Here is a 20,202-nt window from a genome sequence, read left to right on the forward strand (position 1 = left end):
CCGCGCACGGGCAGCGTTCCCGTGCGACGCGCTTGAGCTGCTACAGCCCGTACTCCTCGAGGAAGCGCAGCCAGACCTCGCTCACCGTCGGGTACGACGGCACCGCGTGCCACAGGCGACGCAGCGGCACCTCGCCCACGACGGCGATCGTCGCAGCGTGCAGCATCTCGGCCGCGTCCGGGCCGACGAAGGTGGCCCCGACGACGACCTCCCGCGCGGCGTCGACCACGAGCTGGGCGCTGCCGGCGTAGCCCTCGGCGCGCACGGCGGCGCCGGAGACGTTCGCGAGGTCGTACCGCACGACCCGCACGTCGATCCCGGCCTCGCGCGCGGACGCCTCGGTGTGCCCGACGGCCGCGACCTCGGGGCGCGTGAACACCACCTGCGGCGACGCGACGCCGTCGGCCGTCGCGGCGAACCGCGACCACGGGTCGGGCGTCGACCCGACGGCGGGCGGGCGCTCCCCCGCCGTCGGCGCCCCGTCGGCGTCCGGGTCGCCGAAGCGGGCCGCGACGACGTCGCCCGCGACCCGGGCCTGGTACTTGCCCTGGTGCGTGGTCGCGACGCGTCCGGTGACGTCGCCCGCGGCGTACAACCAGCCGCCGCCGTCCTCGGAGCCGGCCGGTGCCACCCCTCGGACGAGCATCGTGTCGTCGACGTCGAGCGCGCGCCCCGGGACGAGCCCGACCGCCTCGACGCCGAGGTCGTGGGTCCGCGGGACCCGGCCGGTCGCCACGAGCACCCGCTCCGCGGTCACAGGCGACACGTCGGGCGCCTCGTCGGCGCCGGCCTCGCTCCGCCGCGACCCGACGGCCGAGAGCGTGAGGCGCACCCCGCCGTCGGGCAGCGCCTCGGCCGACTCGGCACCCACGCCGAGCCGCACGTCGACGCCGAGCTCCCGCAGCGACGCGGCCACCGCTTCGCCCGCCCAGGGTTCGGTGCGCCCGAGCAGGCCGCCGCGCGCCAGGACGGTGACGCGGGACCCGAGGTCGGCGAACGCGACGGCCATCTCCGTCGCGACGACGCCCCCGCCCACGATGGCGATCGACTCCGGGACCTCCTCGACCGCCGTCGCCTCGCGGCTGGTCCACGGGTTGACGTCGGCGAGGCCGGGCACGTCGGGGAGCACGGGCACGCTGCCCGTCGCGACGACGACCGCATGCCGGGCCGCGAGGCGCCGTGCGCGCGGGAGGTCGTCGGGGTCGGCGTCCGACTCCTCCGGGACGACCTCGACGAGGCGTGGCCCGACGAGACGCCCGAGTCCGCGCACGAGCGCGATCCCCGCCCCTTCGACCCAGGAGACCTGCCCCGCGTCGTCCCAGTCCGCGACCATGGCGTCGCGACGCGCGAGGACCGTGCGGACGTCGAGGTCGTCCTCGACGCCGACCCCGGGCACACCCTGCGCCTCGGCGCGTACCGCGCCCGGGCGCAGGAGGGTCTTGGAGGGGATGCACGCCCAGTACGAGCACTCGCCCCCCACGAGCTCGGCCTCGACGAGCGCGACGCTCAGGCCCGTGCGCCCGGCACGGTCGGCGACGTTCTCGCCGACGGGCCCGCCGCCGATCACGATCACGTCGTAGGTCTCGTCGCGCGCGGTCTCCTGCTGCGGGTCGGTCGTCATGGGGCCATCCTCACGCGGGCTCGCGCTCGCTGCCCAGCGGGACGGCAACGGGATCAGGCGACGCGTGCCTCCTCGAGCCGGTCGAGGACCTGCCGCACGGTCTCGGCGACGGTCCACCCCGTGGTGTCGAGGTGCAGTCCGCCCGGCGTCGCGCGAGCGGCCGCCGCGAACTCGTCGGGCGTCCAGGCCCCGTACGCCTGCTTGTGCCGGCCCGCGTCGCGCGCCGCGAGGGTCGCGGCGTCAGGCGTGAGCACGACGGCGTAGCACGGGCGCGTGCGCACGCGCGCCGTGAAGCGCTCCAGGTCGGGACCGAGCAGGATGTCTTGGACGACGGCGGCCACGCCCGCAGCCGCGTACGTGTCCGCGGCCTGGGCCGCCAGCGCCTGCCGCAGGTCGAGCTGGGCTCGGGCCGTGGCCGACAGGGGCGGCGCCATCGAGGCCTGCCCGCTCACGAGGAACCGACGGAACATGTCGCCGCGCACGTGCGCCGCCAGCGGGAACGTCCGGGCGAGCGCGTCGGCGACGGTCGACTTGCCCGAGGCCATCGCCCCGGTGACGACGAGGACCGGCGCCGGCGCGCCCGCCGGACCGACGAGGGCGGGCGGGGTCGCGGACGTCATGGCGCGACCGTACGTCGCGGGGCGTACCGACGGCGACGGGATTGCGGCGGGAGGCGACGTCGGAGCGGCGGGTTCGCGGCGCGAGGGTCGCGCGGGCGCGGCCCAGGTGCGGGATGCCCCCGGTCCGGACACGACCGGGGGCATCCGTCGAGCGGAGAGAGGAGCGCCCCCGCTAGTGCGTGACCGCCTTCTCGGCACCGGCGCCCGTGAGCGAGCGGACCTCCATCTCGGCGAACTTCTCCGGGTGCGGCTTCTCCTTACTGAGCAGCGTGCCGAGGATCCCGAGGAGGAAGGCGAGCGGGATCGAGACGATGCCGGGGTTGCTTAGCGGGAAGATCGCGAAGTCGATGTCGGCGTTCTTGATCATCGACAGGCTCGCGCCCGTCACCGGGTCCACCTTGCCCGAGACGACGGGCGAGAACGCGATGAGCACGACGCACGAGATCAGCCCGCCGTACATGCTCCACAGCGCCCCGGACGTGTTGAACCGCTTCCAGAACAGCGAGTAGAGGATCGTCGGCAGGTTGGCGCTCGCCGCGACCGCGAACGCGAGTGCCACGAGGAACGCCACGTTCTGGCCCTGCGCGAAGATGCCGCCGAGGATCGCGAGGATCCCGATGACGACGACCGTGATGCGCGCGACCTTGACCTCCCCGTCCGGCTTCACCTCGCCGCGCTTGATGACGTTGGCATAGATGTCGTGCGCGAAGCTCGCCGCCGCGGTGATCGTCAGGCCCGCCACGACGGCGAGGATCGTCGCGAACGCGACGGCGGAGATGAACCCGAGCAGGATCTCGCCCCCGAGGGCGAACGCGAGCAGCGGCGCCGCCGAGTTCACGCCGCCTGGTGCCGCGCTGATGGTCTCCGGCCCCACGAGCGCCCCGGCGCCGTAGCCGAGGACGAGCGTGAACAGGTAGAAGATGCCGATGAGCCAGATCGCCCAGACGACCGAGCGGCGCGCCTCCTTGGCCGACGGCACGGTGTAGAAGCGCATGAGCACGTGCGGCAGCCCGGCCGTGCCGAGCACGAGGGCCAGGGCGAGCGAGAGGAAGTCGAGCTTGGTCGTGCCCGTCGCGCCGTACTGCTTGCCCGGCTCGACGAGCGCCTCGCCACCCGGACCGGCCTTGTCGATCGCTCCCTGGAGCAGGTCGGACAGGTTGAAGCCGAACTTGGCGAGCACCCACACCGTCATGACGGCGGCGCCCGCGATGAGCAGCACGGCCTTGATGATCTGCACCCACGTGGTGCCCTTCATGCCGCCGACCAGGACGTAGAGGATCATGAGCGCCCCCACGACGGCGACGACGACGCTCTGTCCCGCGGTGGAGTCGACGCCGAGCAGCAGGGCCACGAGCCCGCCCGCGCCGGCCATCTGCGCGAGCAGGTAGAAGAACACGACGGCCAGGGTCGCGATCGCCGCCGCCATGCGCACGGGGCGCTGCCTGAGCCGGAACGACAGCACGTCCGCCATCGTGAACTTGCCCGTGTTGCGCAGCAGCTCGGCGACGAGCAGCAGCGCGACGAGCCACGCGACGAGGAACCCGATCGAGTAGAGGAAGCCGTCGTACCCGTTGATCGCGATGGCGCCGCAGATGCCGAGGAAGCTCGCGGCGGAGAGGTAGTCGCCCGCGATGGCGGTGCCGTTCTGCGGTCCGGTGAACGATCGTCCGCCCGCGTAGTAGTCCGCGGCGGACTTGTTCTGCCGCGACGCGCGCAGCACGATGACGAGCGTCACGGCGACGAAGACGCCGAAGATCGCGACGTTGACGACCGGGTTCCCGACGTCGGTGGCCTCAGCGGCCAGGAGGTGAGCGCTCACAGTCCGTCCTCCTCGATCTCCCGGCGCAGCTCGTCCGCCGCGGCGTCGAAGCGCTTGTTGGCCCAGCGCGCGTAGATCATGGTGATCGCGAACGTGGACACGAACTGGCCGAGGCCGAAGAGCAGCCCCACCGTGATGTTCCCCCACACCCGGATGCTCATGAAGTCGTGCGCGTAGTTCGCCAGCAGGACGTAGACGAAGTACCACACGAGGAACAGCGCCGTCATCGGGAACACGAAGTTCCGGAAGCGTCGGCGCAGGTCCTGGAACTCGGGCGAGCGTTGCACGCGCTGGTAGTCGGTCTCGTCGGCGGGCCCCGTTCCGGGGACGGCCGTCACGTCGGTCATGACGCCTCCGTTGGCTCATTCCGTGGACTGACACAGAGCCCGCACCCGCAGACGGCCACCTGTCGACGCGACCGCACGCGACACTGCGTGCCCGGGGCGACGTTCCGCCCCCGGCACAATGTGCCGTAGATCACTTCTGTCCGCAAGGACTCCGCGCGGCCGGTCGGGAGCCGGGCCCCGACGCGTCAGACGCGCGCGTACTCCAGGTCGGTGATGACGCGGCCCGCCTTCTCGCCCTTGCGCTCGAACCCGGTGAGCACGCGCCCCGCGAAGCGCGGCGCGACGCCCCCCGGGCCGTGCACGTTGCGCAACCCCGGCGCGGCGTCGAGCACGTCGATCATCTGCTCGGCGTACTCGGCCCAGTCCGTGGCGAGCCGCAGTCTGCCGCCGGGCCGACCGTCGTCGCCCTCCTCCGGCGACCGCAGGACGCGCTCGGCGAGCGCCGCGAACGACGGCGTCACGAGGCGGCGCTTGTGATGGCGGGACTTGTGCCACGGGTCCGGGAAGAACACCCACAGCTCGTCGACGCTCCCCGCGGGCAGCGCCGTCGCCAGCAGCTCGGCCGCGTTCGCCTGGACCAGACGCACGTTCGTCAGGTCGCGCTGCGACGCGCGCAGCACGGTCTGCGCGAGGCCCGGGGTGTAGACCTCGACGGCGAGGAAGTTGGTGTCCGGCTCGCGCTCGGCCGCCGCGACCACGGCCTCGCCCTGGCCGGACCCGATCTCCACGACGAGGCGCGCGTGGCGACCGAACGTCCCCGCGACGTCGAGCACGAAGTCGGGGTCGACGGACGTGCGCGCGACGTCGCGCGGCACGTCGACGACGTAGCGGTCCCGGTGGGCGTCCCACGCGCGCTGCTGGCGCGGCGCGAGGCGCCCGCTGCGCCGGACGAACGACACGGGCTGGGTCCGGTAGCGCGGTCGGTCGCCGCCGGGCGTCACGGACGGCGCGTCGGTCGCGTGGGCGTCGAGGGTCTCGGGGGTCGGCTCGGGCACCGCACCAGGGTACGGGCGCCTCGCGCGGGGACGTACCGCGCGAGGCGCCCGGCGGCGCCCGTCAGACGTACGCCGCGTACGCGGGCAGGTCGAGGACGCCGTTCCCCGACAGCCCGAGCACGATCACCTCGGGCTCGGTCGCCGCGCGCGCGTGCACGACCGCGGCCGCGACGGCGTGCGTCGACTCGGGCGCCGGGATGATGCCCTCGCTGCGCGCGAACAGCGTCCCGGCCGTGAACGCCTCGTCCTGGTCGACGGCGACCGCGTCCATGAGCCCGAGGTTCACCGCGTGCGACACCATCGGCGACATGCCGTGGTAGCGCAGGCCGCCTGCGTGGATCGCCGGCGGGACGAAGTCCTTGCCGAGCGTGTGCATCTTGAGCAGCGGCGTGAGGCCCGCGACGTCACCGAAGTCGTAGCGGTACTCGCCCTGCGTCAGCGACGGGCACGCGGCCGGCTCGCACGCGACGAGCCGCGTCGTCGTGCCCTCGCGCAGGTTGCGCCCCAGGAACGGGAACGTGAGGCCCGCGAGGTTGGACCCGCCGCCCGCGCACCCGAAGACGACGTCCGGCGCGCCCTCGCCCGCCTCGTCGAGTTGGACGAGCGCCTCCTGGCCGATGACGCTCTGGTGCAGCATGACGTGGTTGAGCACGCTCCCCAGCGCGTAGTGCGCCGCCGGGTCCTTGGCCGCCGTCTCCACCGCCTCGCTGATCGCCATGCCGAGCGAGCCCGTCGTCCCCGGGTCGGCGGCGAGCATCGCGCGACCTGCCTCGGTGAGGTCCGACGGCGACGGGTGGCAGATCCCGCCGTAGACCTCCATCTGCGCGCGGCGGTACGGCTTGGCGTCGTACGACGCACGCACCTGCCACACCTCGACGTCGAGCCCGAGCAGCGCACCCGCGAAGGACAGCGACGCGCCCCACTGGCCCGCGCCCGTCTCGGTCGTGAGCTTCGTCGTGCCCTCGATCGCGTTGTAGTACGCCTGCGCGACCGCGGTGTTCGGCTTGTGCGACCCGACCGGGCTCACGCCCTCGTACTTGTAGTAGATCCGGGCCGGGGTGCCCAGGGCCCGCTCGAGGCGTCGCGCGCGCACGAGGGGCGACGGCCGCCAGAGCGCGTAGATCTCGCGGATCGTCTGCGGGATCTCGACGTAGCGCTCGGTCGTCACCTCCTGCTGGACGAGCGCGAGCGGGAACAGCGGCGCGAGGTCGTCGGGCGTGAGGGGCTCGCGCGTTCCGGGGTGCAGGTGCGGGGGCACGGGCTCCGGCAGGTCCGCGGCGAGGTTGTACCAGTGCGTCGGGACGGTCGAGGGCACCTCCGCACCGGTCGGCTCGAGGGACCGGACGGGGACGGGAGACTGCTGTGTCGTCATTCTGGGGGCTCCAGCTCAGAGGGAACTCGGGGTTCTCGGGAGGGAGGGCCGCTGGGCCGACGACGCGTGCACCGGGGTCCCCGAGGCCGCCCACGTCGTCGGGGCACGGCCGGTTCAGGTCACCGGCCGTCAGGCGGCCGGCCACCAGAGGGTCACGGACGGGTGCGTCACGTCGCCGACCCTACCCCGGCGCGCGCGGGTCGGGACACCGCCTGCGGGGCCACCGCACCGGCTCGGGGACGATCGCCCTCGCGCGCGGGTGCCGGCACACGGCTCGCGCGCGGTGCTGCCCCTCATGCTCGACCCCGGGAAGGGGTCGATCGTCGACGCCGGATCGGGGCGGGGTCGCGCGGACGACGGACCGGCCCCCGAGCACGTGTGCTCGGGGGCCGGTCCTCACCTGGCGTCGTGCGGCATCACCCGGTCGACCGAGCCGCCCGGGTCACGGCGCGTCGCCGTGTCAGCCGCACGCGAGCGCGTCGTACGCGACGTCGCCCGCGAACGTGCGGCCGTCGCCCGTCGCAGCGACGTGCGCGCTGCCCGCCGCGACCTGCGGCGAGCGGACAGCGAAGGCCTGGTACGCCGACGCGCCGGGCCGGACTCCCGTCACGGTGCGCTCGCCGTACGGCGTGCTCAGCGTGACGTCGACGGGCACGGTGTCCGCGTTGAGGGCGCGGACCGCGACGTAGGCCTTGCCGGCCAGGCACTGGCTGCGCGCCGTCGTCTCGACGACGAGCCCGCTCCCGGCGGGCGCCGTCGTGAACGTGCTCACGGGCGAGACGGCGGTGCCGCCGCCCGCGCTCGTGGCCGTGACGGTCCACGCGTGGAGCGCGCCCGGCTCGAGCCCGTCCCAGGTGACCGTCGCGACCTCGCCCGAGGGCACGGTCGCACGGCCGATCTCCTCGCCCGGCGCGGAGAGCGACACCGCGTCGGTCGCGAGGGTCGTGACGCGCGACGTGAGGTCGACGGGGACGGTGAAGTCGTCCTCGCGGCCGTCGTAGCGCTGCTCGTCGTCGTACTCGGTGGCGCCGAAGTTCTCGAGCCACGGCGAGTAGGTGTCGACGATCATCTCGGAGCGGTCGACGTCGAACTGGAGCAGGCGCAGGAAGCTTGCGCCGAGCCGCAGGCCCTCCTCGGGCGTGTACCCGCCGATCTCGGTGAGCCCCGCCTCCTCGGCGGTGACCTCGTAGAACTGGTAGTCGGCGAGCAGCTCGACGACGCCGCTGCCCGGCGCCCCGACGTCCTGACGCACGTTGATGCCCACGCCGTGACGGTGACCCGCGAGGACGAGGAACACGTTCGGGTTCGGCTCGACGACCTTGGCGTGCACGAGGCGGCCGTCCGGGGTCGAGATCTCCGAGTCACGGCCGTCGGGGTTGGTGCTCGGCACGAGGTAGTCGTGCGTGAGGACGACCGCGTTGCGGTCGGGGAACTGCTTGAGGACGCCGTCCGCCCAGGCCGCCTCCTCGTCCGTCACGCCGTACGACAGGTACACCGCGACGAAGTCGAGCCCACCTGCGGTGAACAGGTCGTAGTGGTTCTGGTTGTCGCCCTCGCGCCAGGGGCCGCCGTAGGAGGCGTCCTCCCAGCCCGCGGACAGGGCCTCGTACCGCTCGGGGCCGTAGAACTCGTTGAACAACGCCCCGGGCCCGTTGTCCTGACCCGTGAGGTTGTCGTGGTTGCCGGCGAGCACGCCGTTGGGGATGTTCGCCTCGTCGAGGATCCTCTGCGCGGACGACGAGAACTCGTACTCGCCGCGGATCTGGTCCGCCATCGCGTCGTCGGCGGGCACACGGGTGTAGTTCTCGTTCACGTCGCCCGTGTGCCCGACGTACGCGATGCCGCGCTCCTCGGCGTTGTCCACGACCCACTGCGTGAGGTCCGTGTAGGCCTTCGCCCACACGGCACGCTCCTCGGCCGTCTCCTGCTCGACCGCGCCCTCGGAGAGGTACTGCGTGTCCGTGAAGTGCACGAGCGAGAAGTCGTAGTCCTCGCGCGGCGCGAAGTCGGTCTCGTCGCGCGAGCCGCCGGCGGCGATGTCGTCGGCGAACGGGTCGGTCCCGGTCACGAGGACGTGCACCGTCCCGTCGATCGCGGCACCGCTCCCCAGCACGGCGCTCAGCGACGTCGTCCCCTCGGCGGCGCCGCGCGCGGAGGCGAGCGCCTCCCAGCGCTCCCCGTCCCACAGGTGCAGCGTCGCGAGCCGCTGCGGGTCGACGACGCCCTCCCAGCGCGCGACCTGGCCGGCCGTGTCGCCGTCGGCAGGCAGCTCGAAGCGCTGGTAGGTGACGTCGCGGCTCTGCGGGGAGTCGAGGGTCAGGTCGTCGCCCGGTGCGAGCGCATCCGCCGCGGCGGGCTGCTCGCCCTCGACCGGGAGCGTCGTCGGCACCTCGGCCGACTCGCCCTGGGCGACGAGCGTGGGGGCGGTGACGTCGGCGCGGGAGAACGTGGCGGTGACGTCGCCGCCGCCGGGCGCCGTGACGCGCGCCGACAGGTCGACGCTCCCCGCGACGTCGCGCGTGCCGTGCGCCGGGGCCAGGTCGGTCGGGACGTCGGGCACGCCGAGGCTCGTGAAGGCGATCTCGTGGGTGCTCGCGTTGCCGAGCACGTCCGTCGCGGTCACGACGAGCGTGTGCGCGCCCGGGGCGAGCCCCGGGCCGACGGGTGCGCCGAGCTCGATCGGCGCGCCGTCGAGCGTGACGTCGGGGCCGGACAGGACACCGGACGCGTCCGCGAGCTCGACCGCGAGGCTCGTCGCCGTGGCGAGCTCCGCACCCGCGGCAGGGGTGCTCGTGACGACCGCGGGACCGGTGTTGTCGGTCGTGACCGTGCGGCGCGCCGCGGCGCCGGCGGCGGTCGCCGCCGTGATCGTGTGCTCGCCGTCGGCGAGCGTCGTCGTGTCGACGTCGGCGCGCAGGCCGGTCGCGGGCGCGTCCGCGTCCCGCGCGACGTCGAAGACCAGGTCGACCTCGCGGGGCTTCGTCGTGCTCGTCCCGCAGTCGCCGTCGCCCATCGAGTACGACGGCGCGATGCCCACGCCGGTCGCCGTGCCGTCGGTCACGTCGAGCGCGATCCCGGAGATCGCGAAGTCGTCTCGGTTGTCGCCGCACGACGTGGGGTACGTGCCCGTGACGAAGCGGACCGTGTTGCGGCCCGGTGACAGGTACGCGTTGGGGACGTCGATCCGCACCGTCTCGCTCACGTAGTCGCGGTCCACGAGGTCGATGCGCTGCCCGTTGACGAGCAGGTGGTTGGTGTAGCGCGCCTCGATCGAGTTCGAGCCCACGGTGAAGACGAACTGCGACGCGCCCGCGCCGAGCGTCTCGGCCGTCGTCAGCGGGGCGCCGTCGAGCTCGATGCCCGCGGGCGCGTCGCCACCGGCGGGCGGCGTCGCGAGGAGGGTCTGCGGACCGTGCAGCAGCGCACCGTCCGCGGGCACGATGACGGGGGCGCCCGGCGTCCCGTTGTTCACGGTCACCGCGCTCGACGCGGTCGCGCCGCCGACGGTCGTCGCGGTGAGCGTGTGGGCGCCGTTCTCGAGCGTCGTCGTGTCGAGCTCCGCGGCCAGACCGGTCGTGGCCGCCGGGTCCTGCTCGAGGTCGAACACGAGGTCCGCCGAGAGCACGCGCGACGTGTTGGTGCCGCACGAGCCGTCGCCGAACGCGTAGGAGAAGCTGTTCGCGGAGCCGTCGGCCGTCTCGCCCAGGAGCTCGAGCGACACGTCCGTGAGGTCGTAGTCGTCGTAGTTGGTCCCGCACGACGTCGTGATCGCGCCGACGACGAACCGGACCTCGTTCTCGCCCGGCACGAGCCACCGGGCCGGGACGTCGAGCACGACACGCTCGGACACCATGTCGCGGTCGAGCTCGAGGCGCTCGCCGTTGACGAGCACGTGGCTGCCGTAGCGCTTCTCGATCGAGTTGCTGCCGACGTCGAACAGCAGGCGCGCCGTCGCGGGGGTCGCGGTGGCGTCGAGCGCGGTGCCGTCGACCGCGAGAGTCGTGACGGGGTCGCCCGCGCGGACCGGGTCGGCCGCGACGCGCACCGTGCCGTCGAGATAAGTCCCCGCGGTCGGGTGCAGCACCGGGGTGCCGCTCGGCTCCTCGGCACCGGCCGCGGCGGCGGCACCGGATCCCGGCGCCGTGGCGGCGGGGGCCGCGGCGGCCAGCGGGACGGTCGTCCCGACGGCGAGGCTCGCGCCGAGCACGGCGGCGAGCGCGCGTCGTCTTCTGCGGGTACGGGGCGTGTGCACGAGGTCGTGCATCGGGGTGTCCTTTCGTCGTCGACAGGCGCGGGTGCGGCCGGCCACCGGCCGGCGACGGCCGCACCCGTACCGGACCATCCCGGGCACGGGTGAACTCTCGGACGAGACGGGACGAACGCGGACCGAACGACGGGAGACGTTCCGGTGCCCGGGCGGGTCAGCGCCCCGAGGACGACGAAGGCCGCCCACCGGAGGGTGGACGGCCTGGTCACGAAGGGTGCGCCATCAGGGACTCGAACCCCGAACCCGCTGATTAAGAGTCAGCTGCTCTGCCAATTGAGCTAATGGCGCGCGAGAGGGAACACTACCAGCGGGCCGCGGGGCCTCCTGCACGAGGAGTCCCGCTCTCGCCGCCGCCCCGGTCCCTCGACCGGCACGGCTCAGGCCGCCCGGTAGACGGACGGCCCGATCGGTGGTGGTGCGCCATCAGGGACTCGAACCCCGAACCCGCTGATTAAGAGTCAGCTGCTCTGCCAATTGAGCTAATGGCGCGCGAGAGAAAACACTAGCAGCCGTGGGCGCGCCGGGAAAATCCGTTCCGCCCGCCCCCATGTGACGTCGGCGACAGCACCGGACGGCGCCCCACGACCACGCCTAGAGGTACAGCCCCGTCGGACCGTCCTCCTCGAGCTCCTGGGAGACGGCGTGCACGTCACGCTCGCGCAGCAGCACGAGGTCCCGTCCCCCGAGCTCGACCTCCGCACGGTCGTCCGGGTCGAACAGGACGCGGTCACCCACCGCGACCTGGCGAACGTGCTCACCAGCGGCGACGACGACGGCCCACGCCAGACGCTTGGGACCGACGGCCGTCGCGGGGATGACGAGGCCCGCCGAGCTCTGCCGTTCGCTCGCGTCGACCTCGGGGTCGACGAGCAGCCGGTCGTGCAGCATCCGGATCGGCAGGTCACGGGCCGCCGGCCGGGCCGAGGACGGACGGGACGAGGACGTGGAGGGTGCGGACGTCGTCTTGCTCACAGCCACAACGCTACCGGTGCCGCGACGCCTCACCTACGCTCGAACCCACACCCTGGCCGGACCGAAGGAGATCTATGTCCACGCGCCTCACCGTCGGCGACACCGCTCCCGACTTCACCCTGCCCGCCGCCGACGGCAGCACCGTCACGCTCTCGGACCTGCGGGGCAAGCACGTCGTCGTCTACTTCTACCCGGCCGCCGGCACCCCCGGCTGCACCACCGAGGCGTGCGACTTCCGCGACAACCTCGCCTCGCTCCAGGGCGCCGGGTACTCGGTGGTCGGGGTCTCCCCTGACCCCGTGGACAAGATCGCGGCCTTCGTCGAGGCGGAGCACCTGACCTTCCCGCTCGTCTCGGACGCGGACAAGAGCGTCCTCGAGGCCTACGGGGCATGGGGAGAGAAGAAGCTCTACGGCAAGACGGTCGTGGGGGTCATCCGCTCGACGGTCGTCGTCGACCCGGACGGCAAGGTCGAGCTCGCGCAGTACAACGTCAAGGCGACGGGGCACGTCGCGAAGCTGCGCCGCGACCTGGGCATCGACCCGAAGTAGCCGCCACGGCCGAGCGCTGCGTCCCCGCGCGGGCGCTGCGTCCCCGGACGCGCCACTCGACCGGGGGCCGGCGCTCGCGCCGTAGACTGACCTCCGCGCGCGAGTGGCGTAACTGGCAGCCGCGCCAGGTTTAGGTCCTGGTGTCCTCGGACGTGCGGGTTCGAGTCCCGCCTCGCGCACCGACGCGTGGTCGCGCCCGTCCGCGGGTCACCGAGGCCCGGCGACCGGATTCACCCGGCCAGCAACTGGACGCACGTCCAGTTGGCCGCCTAGCCTGAGGTCATAGCCGGTGCCCGCACCATTGCCCCCTGCCGGTGCGGGCACCGGCTTCCACCGTCGAGGCGCGTCCCGCACGCCCGAGACGGCCTCTGACCGAGACGCGAACGGCCCGGCACCTCGAGGGTGCCGGGCCGTTCCGTGTACGCGCGGGCGGTGCCGGTCAGGCGTCCTGCGCCGGGGAGCCGTCGTTCGCCGCGGCGATCTGGCGGCGGACGTCGTCCATGTCGAGGCCCTTGACCGCGTCCACGACCTGCTTGAGCGCGGGAGCGGGGAGCGCGCCGGGCTGCGAGAACACGAGGATGCCCTCGCGGAAGGCCATGAGCGTCGGAATCGACGTGATGTTGGCGGCCGCCGCGAGACCGCGCTCCGCCTCGGTGTCGATCTTGCCGTGCACGACGTCGGGGTTCTCCTCCGACGACGCCTCGAACACGGGCGCGAACATCTTGCACGGACCGCACCAGTCGGCCCAGAAGTCGACGAGCACGATGTCGTTCTCGGTGATCGTCTGCTCGAACGTGGACTCGGTGAGCGTCTGCGTGGCCATGCGTGATCCTCCTCGGACGTGGGGTTCTGCCTCGTAGAGCACCGATCCGCCGGCAGGTATTCCCGCATCGCTCCCCGCGGGACCCGTGCCCCTGCCGACCCGGGGCGCCACCAGCCTCTACGCTGCCCCTGTGACGAACGCCACCACCGTCCCCCGGCTCTCGCGCACCACGATCGCGGGCTACGCCGCCGGCTCCGTCGGCACCGGGGGCTTCGGCACCCTGCCCGGGCTCGTGCTGCTCGTGTACCTGACCGACGCGCTCGCGGTCCCCGCGGCGGTCGCGGGGCTCATCGTCACCGGCACGAAGGTCTGGGACGTCGTCATCGACCCGTTCATCGGGTACGGCTCCGACCGTGACCTCGCCCGCACCGGCTCCCGCCGGCGCTTCATGACGATCGGTGCCCTCACGCTGCCGGTGTTCTTCGCACTGACGTTCGCCGCGCCCGGCGCGGCGGGACCCACCGCCGCCGCGATCTGGGTGCTCGTCGCGTTCCTCCTCGCCGCCACGGCGTTCTCCCTCTTCCAGGTCCCGTACATCGCGCTCCCCGCGGAGCTGGATCCCACCTACGACGGCCGCACGCGCCTGCTCGCGTGGCGCGTCGCGGCGCTCGCGTTCGCCATCCTCCTGTTCGGCGCCGGGGGCCCGGCTCTGCGTGGAGGCGGCGACTCGACCTCCGGCTACCTCGTCATGGGCGTCGTGTCCGGGGTTCTCATCGGCGCGGGCATGCTCGTCGCGTCCCGCGTGGCTCCGCGCGTCGCCGCGCGCACGCCGACCGCCCGGGGCGGTGGCTCGCCCGCCCGCACGACGACGGCGCTCGCGCCCGCCGCCTCGACGTCCGCCTCGCGTGCGTGGACCCTCGCTGTCCGCGAGGCCTTCGACGCCCTGCGCCGCTCGCGGCCGTTCCGTACGCTGCTCGCCGCGTTCTTCCTCCAGGCGGTCGCGACGGGCCTCATGCTCGCGGGCGCGGCGTACGTCGCCCGGTACGTGCTGCACGCCGAGGCCGCGGTGAGCTACCTCTTCGCCGCGCTCATCGCCCCGGCGCTGCTCTGCATGCCGCTGTGGACCCGGCTCGCGCGCCGCGACGGGAAGGAGCGCGGGTTCGTCGTCGCCACGGTGCTCTTCGCGGCCGCCGCGCTCGGCATGGTCCCGCTCCTGTGGGCGCCCGGTCCCTGGGTGTACGTGCCGACCGCGCTCGCCGGGATCGCCTACGCGGGCATGCAGGCGCTCCCTCTCGCGATGCTCCCCGACGTCATCGCGCACGACGCGCGCACGCACGGCGAGGGCCGCGGCGGAGCGTTCAGCGGCGTCTGGACGGCGGGAGAGACGACGGGCATGGCGCTCGGCGCCGCCGTGCTCTCGCTCGTCCTCGGCGTCACGGGGTACGTGTCGACGCGGGCGGGCGAGACCGTCACGCAGCCGGCCGCCGCCGTCGACGGCATCGCCCTGTCGTTCTCGGTCGTCCCTGCCGTCCTCGTGCTGGCGAGCCTCGCACCGCTCGTACGGTACGGTCTGCGCAAGGGGGACATCGACGACACAGCACCGGAGCTGCCGCGTGACCACGCCCCCACCGACCGAGCCCGCGACTGACCCCTCCTCGGAGTGCCTGTCGGCAGCCCCGACCGGCGACGTCCCCCTGCGCACCGACGGGATCCTCGACCGGCTCGCCGCACTCCGCGCCGCCGACGCCCCGACGCACGGGGGCCGCGTCCTGTCCTACGTCTACGACCCGGGCCTCGCCGAGCTCGACGAGCTCGCCGCCGCGGCCGCCCGCGCGGTCCAGCCCGTCAACGGTCTGGACCCGACGACGTTCACGTCGGTCGCCGTCATGGAGTCCGAGCTCGTCGCGTTCGCCCGGACCATGCTCCGCGGTCCCGCGACGGGGCCGGACGCGGTCGTGGGCTCGGTGACGTCCGGCGGGACCGAGAGCTGCCTGCTCGCGGTGAAGATCGCCCGCGACACCGCCCGCGCGGCCCGGCCCGACCTCCGCCCGCGCGTCGTCGCCCCGGTGAGCGTGCACGCCGCGTTCCGCAAGGCCGCGCAGTACCTCGACGTCGACCTCACGCTCGTGCCGGTCGACCCGGCGACCGGGACCCTTGCCGCCGCCGACCTCGTCGCGCAGCTCGACGACGACGTCGCGCTGGTCGTCGTGTCCGCGCCGTCGTACCCGCACGGCGTCGTCGACCCGGTCGCCGAGGTCGCCGCGGCGGCCGCGGCGCGGGGCGTGCCCGTGCACGTCGACGCGTGCGTGGGCGGCTGGGTCCTGCCGTTCTGGGAGGGCGCCGGCGGCGAGGACGTGCCGGCGTTCGACTTCTCGGTCGCGGGCGTGACGAGCATCTCCGCCGACGTGCACAAGTACGGCTACGCCCCCAAGGGCACGTCGGTCCTGCTCGTCCGCGGCCGCGACCGGCAGCGCCGCCAGTTCTTCGCGACCACCGGCTGGCCGGGCTACCCCGTCGTGAACCCCACGACGTCGGGCTCGCGCTCGGCCGCCCCGCTCGCCGCCGCCTGGGCCGTGAGCCAGGCGCTCGGCGTCCCCGGCTACACGGCCCTCACCGCGCGCTGCGTGCGCGCGACCCGGGTCCTGCGTGACGCGATCGAGGGGATCGACGGTCTGCGCGTCGTCGGCCACCCGACCGGTCCCCTGGTCGCGGTGGCCTGCGACGAGTCCGTGCCGTCCCCGCGGCAGGTCGACCCGCACCACTGGGCCGACGCCGTCCGCTCGCTCGGGTGGGTCCTCCAGCCCCAGCCCGGGCTCGCGCAGGACGACGGCACGCGCCTGCCGCACACGACCCACCTCACGGTGACCCCCGTCACGGAGTCCGGCCTCGACGACCTGGTGGCGGCGCTCGTCCGGGGCGCCGACGCCGTGCGCGGCGAGCCGCGCCCAGACGTGGGCGCCGTCCTCGGCGCGCTCGGCGGGGCCTTCGCCGCGGCCCCGGGCGACGCCCCCGCGGAGCCCACCGCGGACGCCGTCTGGGAGGCGCTGCTCGCGGCGCTCGTCGCGGACGGCGGACAGCGCCACGAGGAGAGCCGCTCGGTGCTGCCCGACCGGCTCGCGCCGCTCATGGCCGTGATGGAGGTGCTGCCGGCGCCGGTCGCGGAGCGCGCCCTCGTCGAGATCGTCGCGCGGGTCGCCGAGCCGCCCTCCGCGCCCGGCGCGCCGTGAGCGGACTCGCCGCCGCGCACCGCACGGGGTAGAACAGTCGCGTGACCGACACCGCCGACTTCACGCCCGACGACTTCTCCCACGAGAACCCGCGACCCGCGGGATGGCTCAGCCCGGAGGAGATCGCGGTCGCGCGTGCGCAGCTCCCGCTCGTCTACGTCGACGCCGTCCCGGTGCGGGTCGACGACTCGGGGGACGTGGTCGCCGTCGGGCTCCTGCTGCGCGTCACGCCCGAGGGCATGATGACGCGCGCCCTCGTCTCGGGCCGCGTCATGTTCCACGAGCGCATCCGCGACGCCCTGCTGCGGCACATCGAGAAGGACCTCGGCCCGGTCGCGCTCCCCCAGGTCCCCGCGTCGCCGCAACCGTTCACCGTCGCCGAGTACTTCCCGACGCCGGGCATCACCTCCTACCACGACCCCCGCCAGCACGCGGTGTCCCTCGCGTACGTCGTGCCGGTGACCGGCGACTGTCGCCCGCAGCAGAACGCGCTCGAGCTCGCGTGGCTCACGCCCGAGCAGGCGTGCAGCGACGAGGTGCAGCTCGAGATGCGCGGTGGCCAGGGCGTGCTCCTGCGCCAGGCGATGGCGTACGTCGGCCGCCTGCCGTGAGCGGCGCGCCCCGCGTCCCGGCGCGAGCGCGCCGGACCGCGGTCGCGCGCGCGCTGCACGCTCTGGTGGCGCTCGCCGCGCTCACGGGCGTCGTCATGGAGCTCGTCATCGCGCTCGTCGACGGGCCCGGCACCGCACCGAGCCAGGCCGAACGTCTCGTGCGCCTGTTCTCCTACTTCACGATCCAGTCGAACCTGCTCGTCGGGGTCGTGTCGCTCCTCCTCGCGATGCGGCCCGAGCGCGACGGTCCGGTGTTCCGCGTCGCCCACCTCGACGCGCTGCTGTGCATCGCCGTCACCGGCATCGTCTACAACACCGTGCTCCGCGGCCTCGCCGAGCTGAGCGCCGCGGGCCAGGTGTCGAACCTGCTGCTGCACCTGCTCGCGCCGCTCCTCGCGGTGGCGGCGTGGTTCCTCGTCGGGCCGCGCCCGCGGGTCGACGCCGCGACGGTGTGGTGGTCGGTCGCCTACCCCCTCGCGTGGATCGCGTACACGTTCGTCCGGGGCGCCCTCGTCGGCTGGTACCCCTACCCCTTCCTCGACGTGGGAGAGCTCGGCTTGGGCCGGGCGCTCGTGAACACGGCGGTCGTCGCCGTCGTCTTCCTCGTCCTCGCGTGGCTCGTGCGCGTCGTGGACGCGCGGCTCCGCCCGGCGCCCTGACGGGGCCGCCGGGACCAACGGCCCCCGTCCTCCGTCCTCCCGACCCTGGGCTCGGCGCTCCCCTTCCCGGACGCTGGTGGGAGGGGACCCGTCCGGTCGGGCGGGCGCACACGAAGGGGCGCGCCATGGAAGCCGCAGTGGTCTACGAGTCGATGTACGGCAACAGCGAACGGGTCGCGGAGGCCATCGCCGAGGGCCTTGGCGAGACGGTCCGCGTGACGGTCGTCGACGTGGCGGACCCGGCCGCGAGCCACGAGGCGCTCCGGCACATGGGCCTCGTCGTCGCGGGCGGCCCCACCCACGCGTTGGGCATGACCCGGTCCGCGACCCGCGCCGAGGCCGTGCAGCGGGCGACCGGCGCCGTCTCGGACCGCGCGACCGGTCTGCGGGAGTGGGTCGAGGCGATCCCGCGCCAGGGCGAGTCCCGACTCGCCGCGACGTTCGACACGCGTGTCACCAAGGTCGGGCCGTTGCCGGGCTCCGCCGCGCGCGGTGCGGCCAAGGTGCTGCGCCGCGCGGGCTTCCGCCTGGTGACGCCCCCCGCGTCGTTCTCCGTCGGCGACGTCGAGGGGCCGCTCGACGACGGCGAGCTGGACCGCGCGCGGGCGTGGGGCCGACAGCTGGGCAAGGTCCTCGTCCCGGCGGTGAGCCCGGCCGAGGGCCGCTGACGACCGCCCGGCCGGGCGGTGCCGGGCGGGTGCTCAGCCCTCGAGCTCGAGCCGCGGCCAGTCGTCCAGGTCCTCGCGCATGCGCCGGTCGTGCGTCGCGACGACGACCGCCGCGGGCGTGACCCGCAGCGCCTGCGTGAGCTCGTCGACGAGGTCGATGGAGAGATGGTTGGTCGGCTCGTCGAGGAGCAGCACGTGCGGCGCGGCCAGGAGCGCCCGGGCGAGGTCGAACCGGCGTCGCTGCCCCGCGGACAGCTCTCGCAGCGGCCGCTCCAGGTCCTCGTCGGCGAGCAGGCCGAGGAACGCCACGGGCACGAGGTGGTCCGGGTCCAGGCGGCCCGCGTCGAGCAGGTCGAGCGCCTCGCGCGCGTACTCGTCGAACCCTGTGCGGTCCTCGGCGTCGGGCGGGAGGGCCGGGCCCTCCTGCGCGACGACGCCCAGGCGCGCGCCGTCGACCACCCATCGCGTGCCGCGGTCGAGAGGCACCAGGCCCGCGAGCGCCGCGAGGAACGTCGACTTCCCGCTCCCGTTCGGCCCGGTCACGAGGAGCCGCCCGCTGGGCGGGAGCGCGACCCGGGTCCCCGGCAGGTCGAGGCGCGCGCCGCCGTCGGGCCCGACGCGCGGGCTGCGCAGCTCGAGCACCGGCTCGCCCGGGTCCCAGCCCGGGGACATCGCGGGGAGCTCGGGGAAGACGAGCTGGAGCGGCGGCACGGGGACCTCGACGGCCTCCGCCTCGAGCTGCTGGAGGCGCCGGTCGGCGGCCTTGACGTGGATCCGGGCGCGCGTCGCGCGGCGGTGCTTCTGGCTGCCCTTGGGCGGGCGCCACTCGTCGGACAGGCCCTCGTACGACGCGTCGAGCACCGCGGCGAGCTTTTCCGCGCGCTTCTGCTCCGCCCGGAACCGCTGGCGCCAGCGGTGAAGGGCCTGGCTCTTGGCGAACCGGTAGGACAGGTAGCCCGGCTGCCCGTAGAGCACCGGCTTGCCGTCCATCGCGGGGTCGAGGTCGAGGATCTCGGTCGCGACGTCGTCGAGGAGCTGCCGGTCGTGCGTGACCATGACCACCCCGCCGCGCCACGCGACGAGCTCGCCCGTGAGGAAGTCGATCCCGCCCGTGTCCAGATGGTTGGTGGGCTCGTCGAGGAGCAGCAGGTCGGCACGCTCCGCGAGCCGGCACGCGAGCCGCACGCGGTAGCGCTCGCCGACCGACAGGGTCGCGAGCTCGCGGTCGCGGTCACGGCACGCGCCGAGGCGCGAGAGCGCGACGTCGACGCGGCGGTCCGCGTCCCACACCGCGAGGTGCTCCGCCCGCGCGAGGCTCTCCGTGAGCTCGGCGAGGTCGCCGGCCTCGTGGTCGAAGTCCCGGGCCGCGGCCTCGAGCTCGGCGGCGACCGCCCGCAGTCCGCTCAGCGTCGCGGCGACGAGCGTGCCGACCGTCTGGCCAGGCTCGATCGCGAGCTCCTGCTCGACGAGCGCGAGGGAGCCCGCACGGCGCACCTCCCCGCGGCTCGGGACGAGGTCGCCCGAGAGCACGTGCAGCAGCGTCGACTTGCCCGTGCCGTTCTCCCCCACGACCCCGAGCCGCGTTCCACCGGCGACGCGCAGGCCCACGCCGTCGAGGACGGGACGTCCGGGGTAGGCGAAGGCGAGGTCGTCGGCCGCGAGATGCACGGGGACCACCCTATGTTCCACGAGGTCGACCCCCGCGTCGCG

The 20,202-nt window shown here is 74.2% G+C and carries 16 protein-coding genes and 3 tRNA genes; 7 read left to right on the forward strand and 12 right to left on the reverse strand.

All coding sequences use genetic code 11. From position 1 onward, the window contains the following. Window positions 1-40: 40 nt before the first annotated feature. The 10 genes from JN535_RS08185 to JN535_RS08230 form a co-directional block, all read right to left on the reverse strand. The gene (locus tag JN535_RS08185; RefSeq protein WP_205204923.1) at window positions 41-1,621 is read right to left on the reverse strand and encodes a dihydrolipoyl dehydrogenase family protein; all 1,581 of its coding nucleotides are present in this window, start codon (window positions 1,619-1,621) and stop codon (window positions 41-43) included. 53 nt (window positions 1,622-1,674) lie between these two features. After that, entirely contained in the window at window positions 1,675-2,241 is a 567-nt protein-coding gene (locus tag JN535_RS08190) for an AAA family ATPase (protein ID WP_205204924.1), read from the reverse strand. A 172-nt stretch (window positions 2,242-2,413) separates the two neighbouring features. After that, complete coding sequence (locus JN535_RS08195) at window positions 2,414-4,060, reverse strand: solute symporter family protein (protein ID WP_205204925.1); 1,647 nt, start codon at window positions 4,058-4,060, stop codon at window positions 2,414-2,416. Beyond that, window positions 4,057-4,407, reverse strand: a complete 351-nt coding sequence (locus tag JN535_RS08200; RefSeq protein WP_205204926.1) for a DUF485 domain-containing protein — start codon at window positions 4,405-4,407, stop codon at window positions 4,057-4,059. The genes JN535_RS08195 and JN535_RS08200 overlap by 4 nt, the downstream gene beginning before the upstream one ends. Window positions 4,408-4,592: 185 nt before the next feature. Then, entirely contained in the window at window positions 4,593-5,402 is an 810-nt protein-coding gene (gene trmB / locus JN535_RS08205; RefSeq protein ID WP_205204927.1) for a tRNA (guanosine(46)-N7)-methyltransferase TrmB, read from the reverse strand. A 61-nt stretch (window positions 5,403-5,463) separates the two neighbouring features. Further along, window positions 5,464-6,774, reverse strand: a complete 1,311-nt coding sequence (locus tag JN535_RS08210) for a TrpB-like pyridoxal phosphate-dependent enzyme (RefSeq protein WP_205204929.1) — start codon at window positions 6,772-6,774, stop codon at window positions 5,464-5,466. 460 nt (window positions 6,775-7,234) lie between these two features. Next, the gene (locus tag JN535_RS08215) at window positions 7,235-11,038 is read right to left on the reverse strand and encodes a metallophosphoesterase (protein WP_205204931.1); all 3,804 of its coding nucleotides are present in this window, start codon (window positions 11,036-11,038) and stop codon (window positions 7,235-7,237) included. Window positions 11,039-11,256: 218 nt separating this feature from the next. Next, window positions 11,257-11,329 (reverse strand) — tRNA-Lys (locus JN535_RS08220). Window positions 11,330-11,454: 125 nt separating this feature from the next. Next, window positions 11,455-11,530: transfer RNA gene (locus JN535_RS08225), tRNA-Lys, on the reverse strand. Between the two features lie 102 nt (window positions 11,531-11,632). After that, complete coding sequence (locus JN535_RS08230; protein WP_374100488.1) at window positions 11,633-12,013, reverse strand: GroES family chaperonin; 381 nt, start codon at window positions 12,011-12,013, stop codon at window positions 11,633-11,635. A 74-nt stretch (window positions 12,014-12,087) separates the two neighbouring features. Here JN535_RS08230 and bcp point away from each other — a divergent pair, with 74 nt between their 5' ends. Both bcp and JN535_RS08240 read left to right on the forward strand, forming a co-directional pair. Then, window positions 12,088-12,564 carry a thioredoxin-dependent thiol peroxidase gene (bcp, locus tag JN535_RS08235; RefSeq protein ID WP_205204933.1) on the forward strand — a complete coding sequence of 159 codons (477 nt, stop codon included), beginning with the start codon at window positions 12,088-12,090 and terminating at the stop codon, window positions 12,562-12,564. 97 nt (window positions 12,565-12,661) lie between these two features. Continuing rightward, a tRNA-Leu gene (locus tag JN535_RS08240) sits at window positions 12,662-12,743 on the forward strand. Window positions 12,744-13,003: 260 nt separating this feature from the next. Here the strand turns inward: JN535_RS08240 and trxA are convergent. Further along, window positions 13,004-13,387, reverse strand: coding sequence for a thioredoxin (gene trxA, locus JN535_RS08245; protein ID WP_205204935.1), 384 nt, complete (start codon window positions 13,385-13,387; stop codon window positions 13,004-13,006). A gap of 130 nt (window positions 13,388-13,517) precedes the next feature. Between trxA and JN535_RS08250 the strand changes: the two genes are divergently transcribed. The 5 genes from JN535_RS08250 to JN535_RS08270 all read left to right on the forward strand — a co-directional run bounded on the left by JN535_RS08250 (window position 13,518) and on the right by JN535_RS08270 (window position 18,492). Continuing rightward, entirely contained in the window at window positions 13,518-14,975 is a 1,458-nt protein-coding gene (locus JN535_RS08250; RefSeq protein WP_205204937.1) for an MFS transporter, read from the forward strand. Next, on the forward strand, window positions 14,941-16,554 hold the full coding sequence (locus JN535_RS08255) for a pyridoxal phosphate-dependent decarboxylase family protein (RefSeq protein WP_307868425.1): 1,614 nt from the start codon (window positions 14,941-14,943) through the stop codon (window positions 16,552-16,554). The genes JN535_RS08250 and JN535_RS08255 overlap by 35 nt, the downstream gene beginning before the upstream one ends. Window positions 16,555-16,595: 41 nt before the next feature. Then, window positions 16,596-17,165 (forward strand): NUDIX hydrolase family protein, encoded by a 570-nt coding sequence (locus JN535_RS08260; protein WP_047233227.1) that lies wholly within the window; start codon window positions 16,596-16,598, stop codon window positions 17,163-17,165. After that, entirely contained in the window at window positions 17,162-17,824 is a 663-nt protein-coding gene (locus JN535_RS08265) for a Pr6Pr family membrane protein (protein WP_307868429.1), read from the forward strand. The genes JN535_RS08260 and JN535_RS08265 overlap by 4 nt, the downstream gene beginning before the upstream one ends. 125 nt (window positions 17,825-17,949) lie before the next feature. After that, window positions 17,950-18,492 carry a flavodoxin family protein gene (locus tag JN535_RS08270; RefSeq protein ID WP_205204939.1) on the forward strand — a complete coding sequence of 181 codons (543 nt, stop codon included), beginning with the start codon at window positions 17,950-17,952 and terminating at the stop codon, window positions 18,490-18,492. 33 nt (window positions 18,493-18,525) lie between these two features. On the opposite strand, the gene JN535_RS08275 is transcribed toward JN535_RS08270, so the two are convergent. Beyond that, on the reverse strand, window positions 18,526-20,160 hold the full coding sequence (locus JN535_RS08275) for an ABC-F family ATP-binding cassette domain-containing protein (RefSeq protein ID WP_205204941.1): 1,635 nt from the start codon (window positions 20,158-20,160) through the stop codon (window positions 18,526-18,528). Window positions 20,161-20,202 lie beyond the last annotated feature (42 nt).

The sequence above is a fragment of the Cellulosimicrobium cellulans genome, assembly GCF_016921195.1.
In the GTDB taxonomy this organism is placed as follows: Bacteria; Actinomycetota; Actinomycetes; order Actinomycetales; family Cellulomonadaceae; genus Cellulosimicrobium; species Cellulosimicrobium cellulans_F.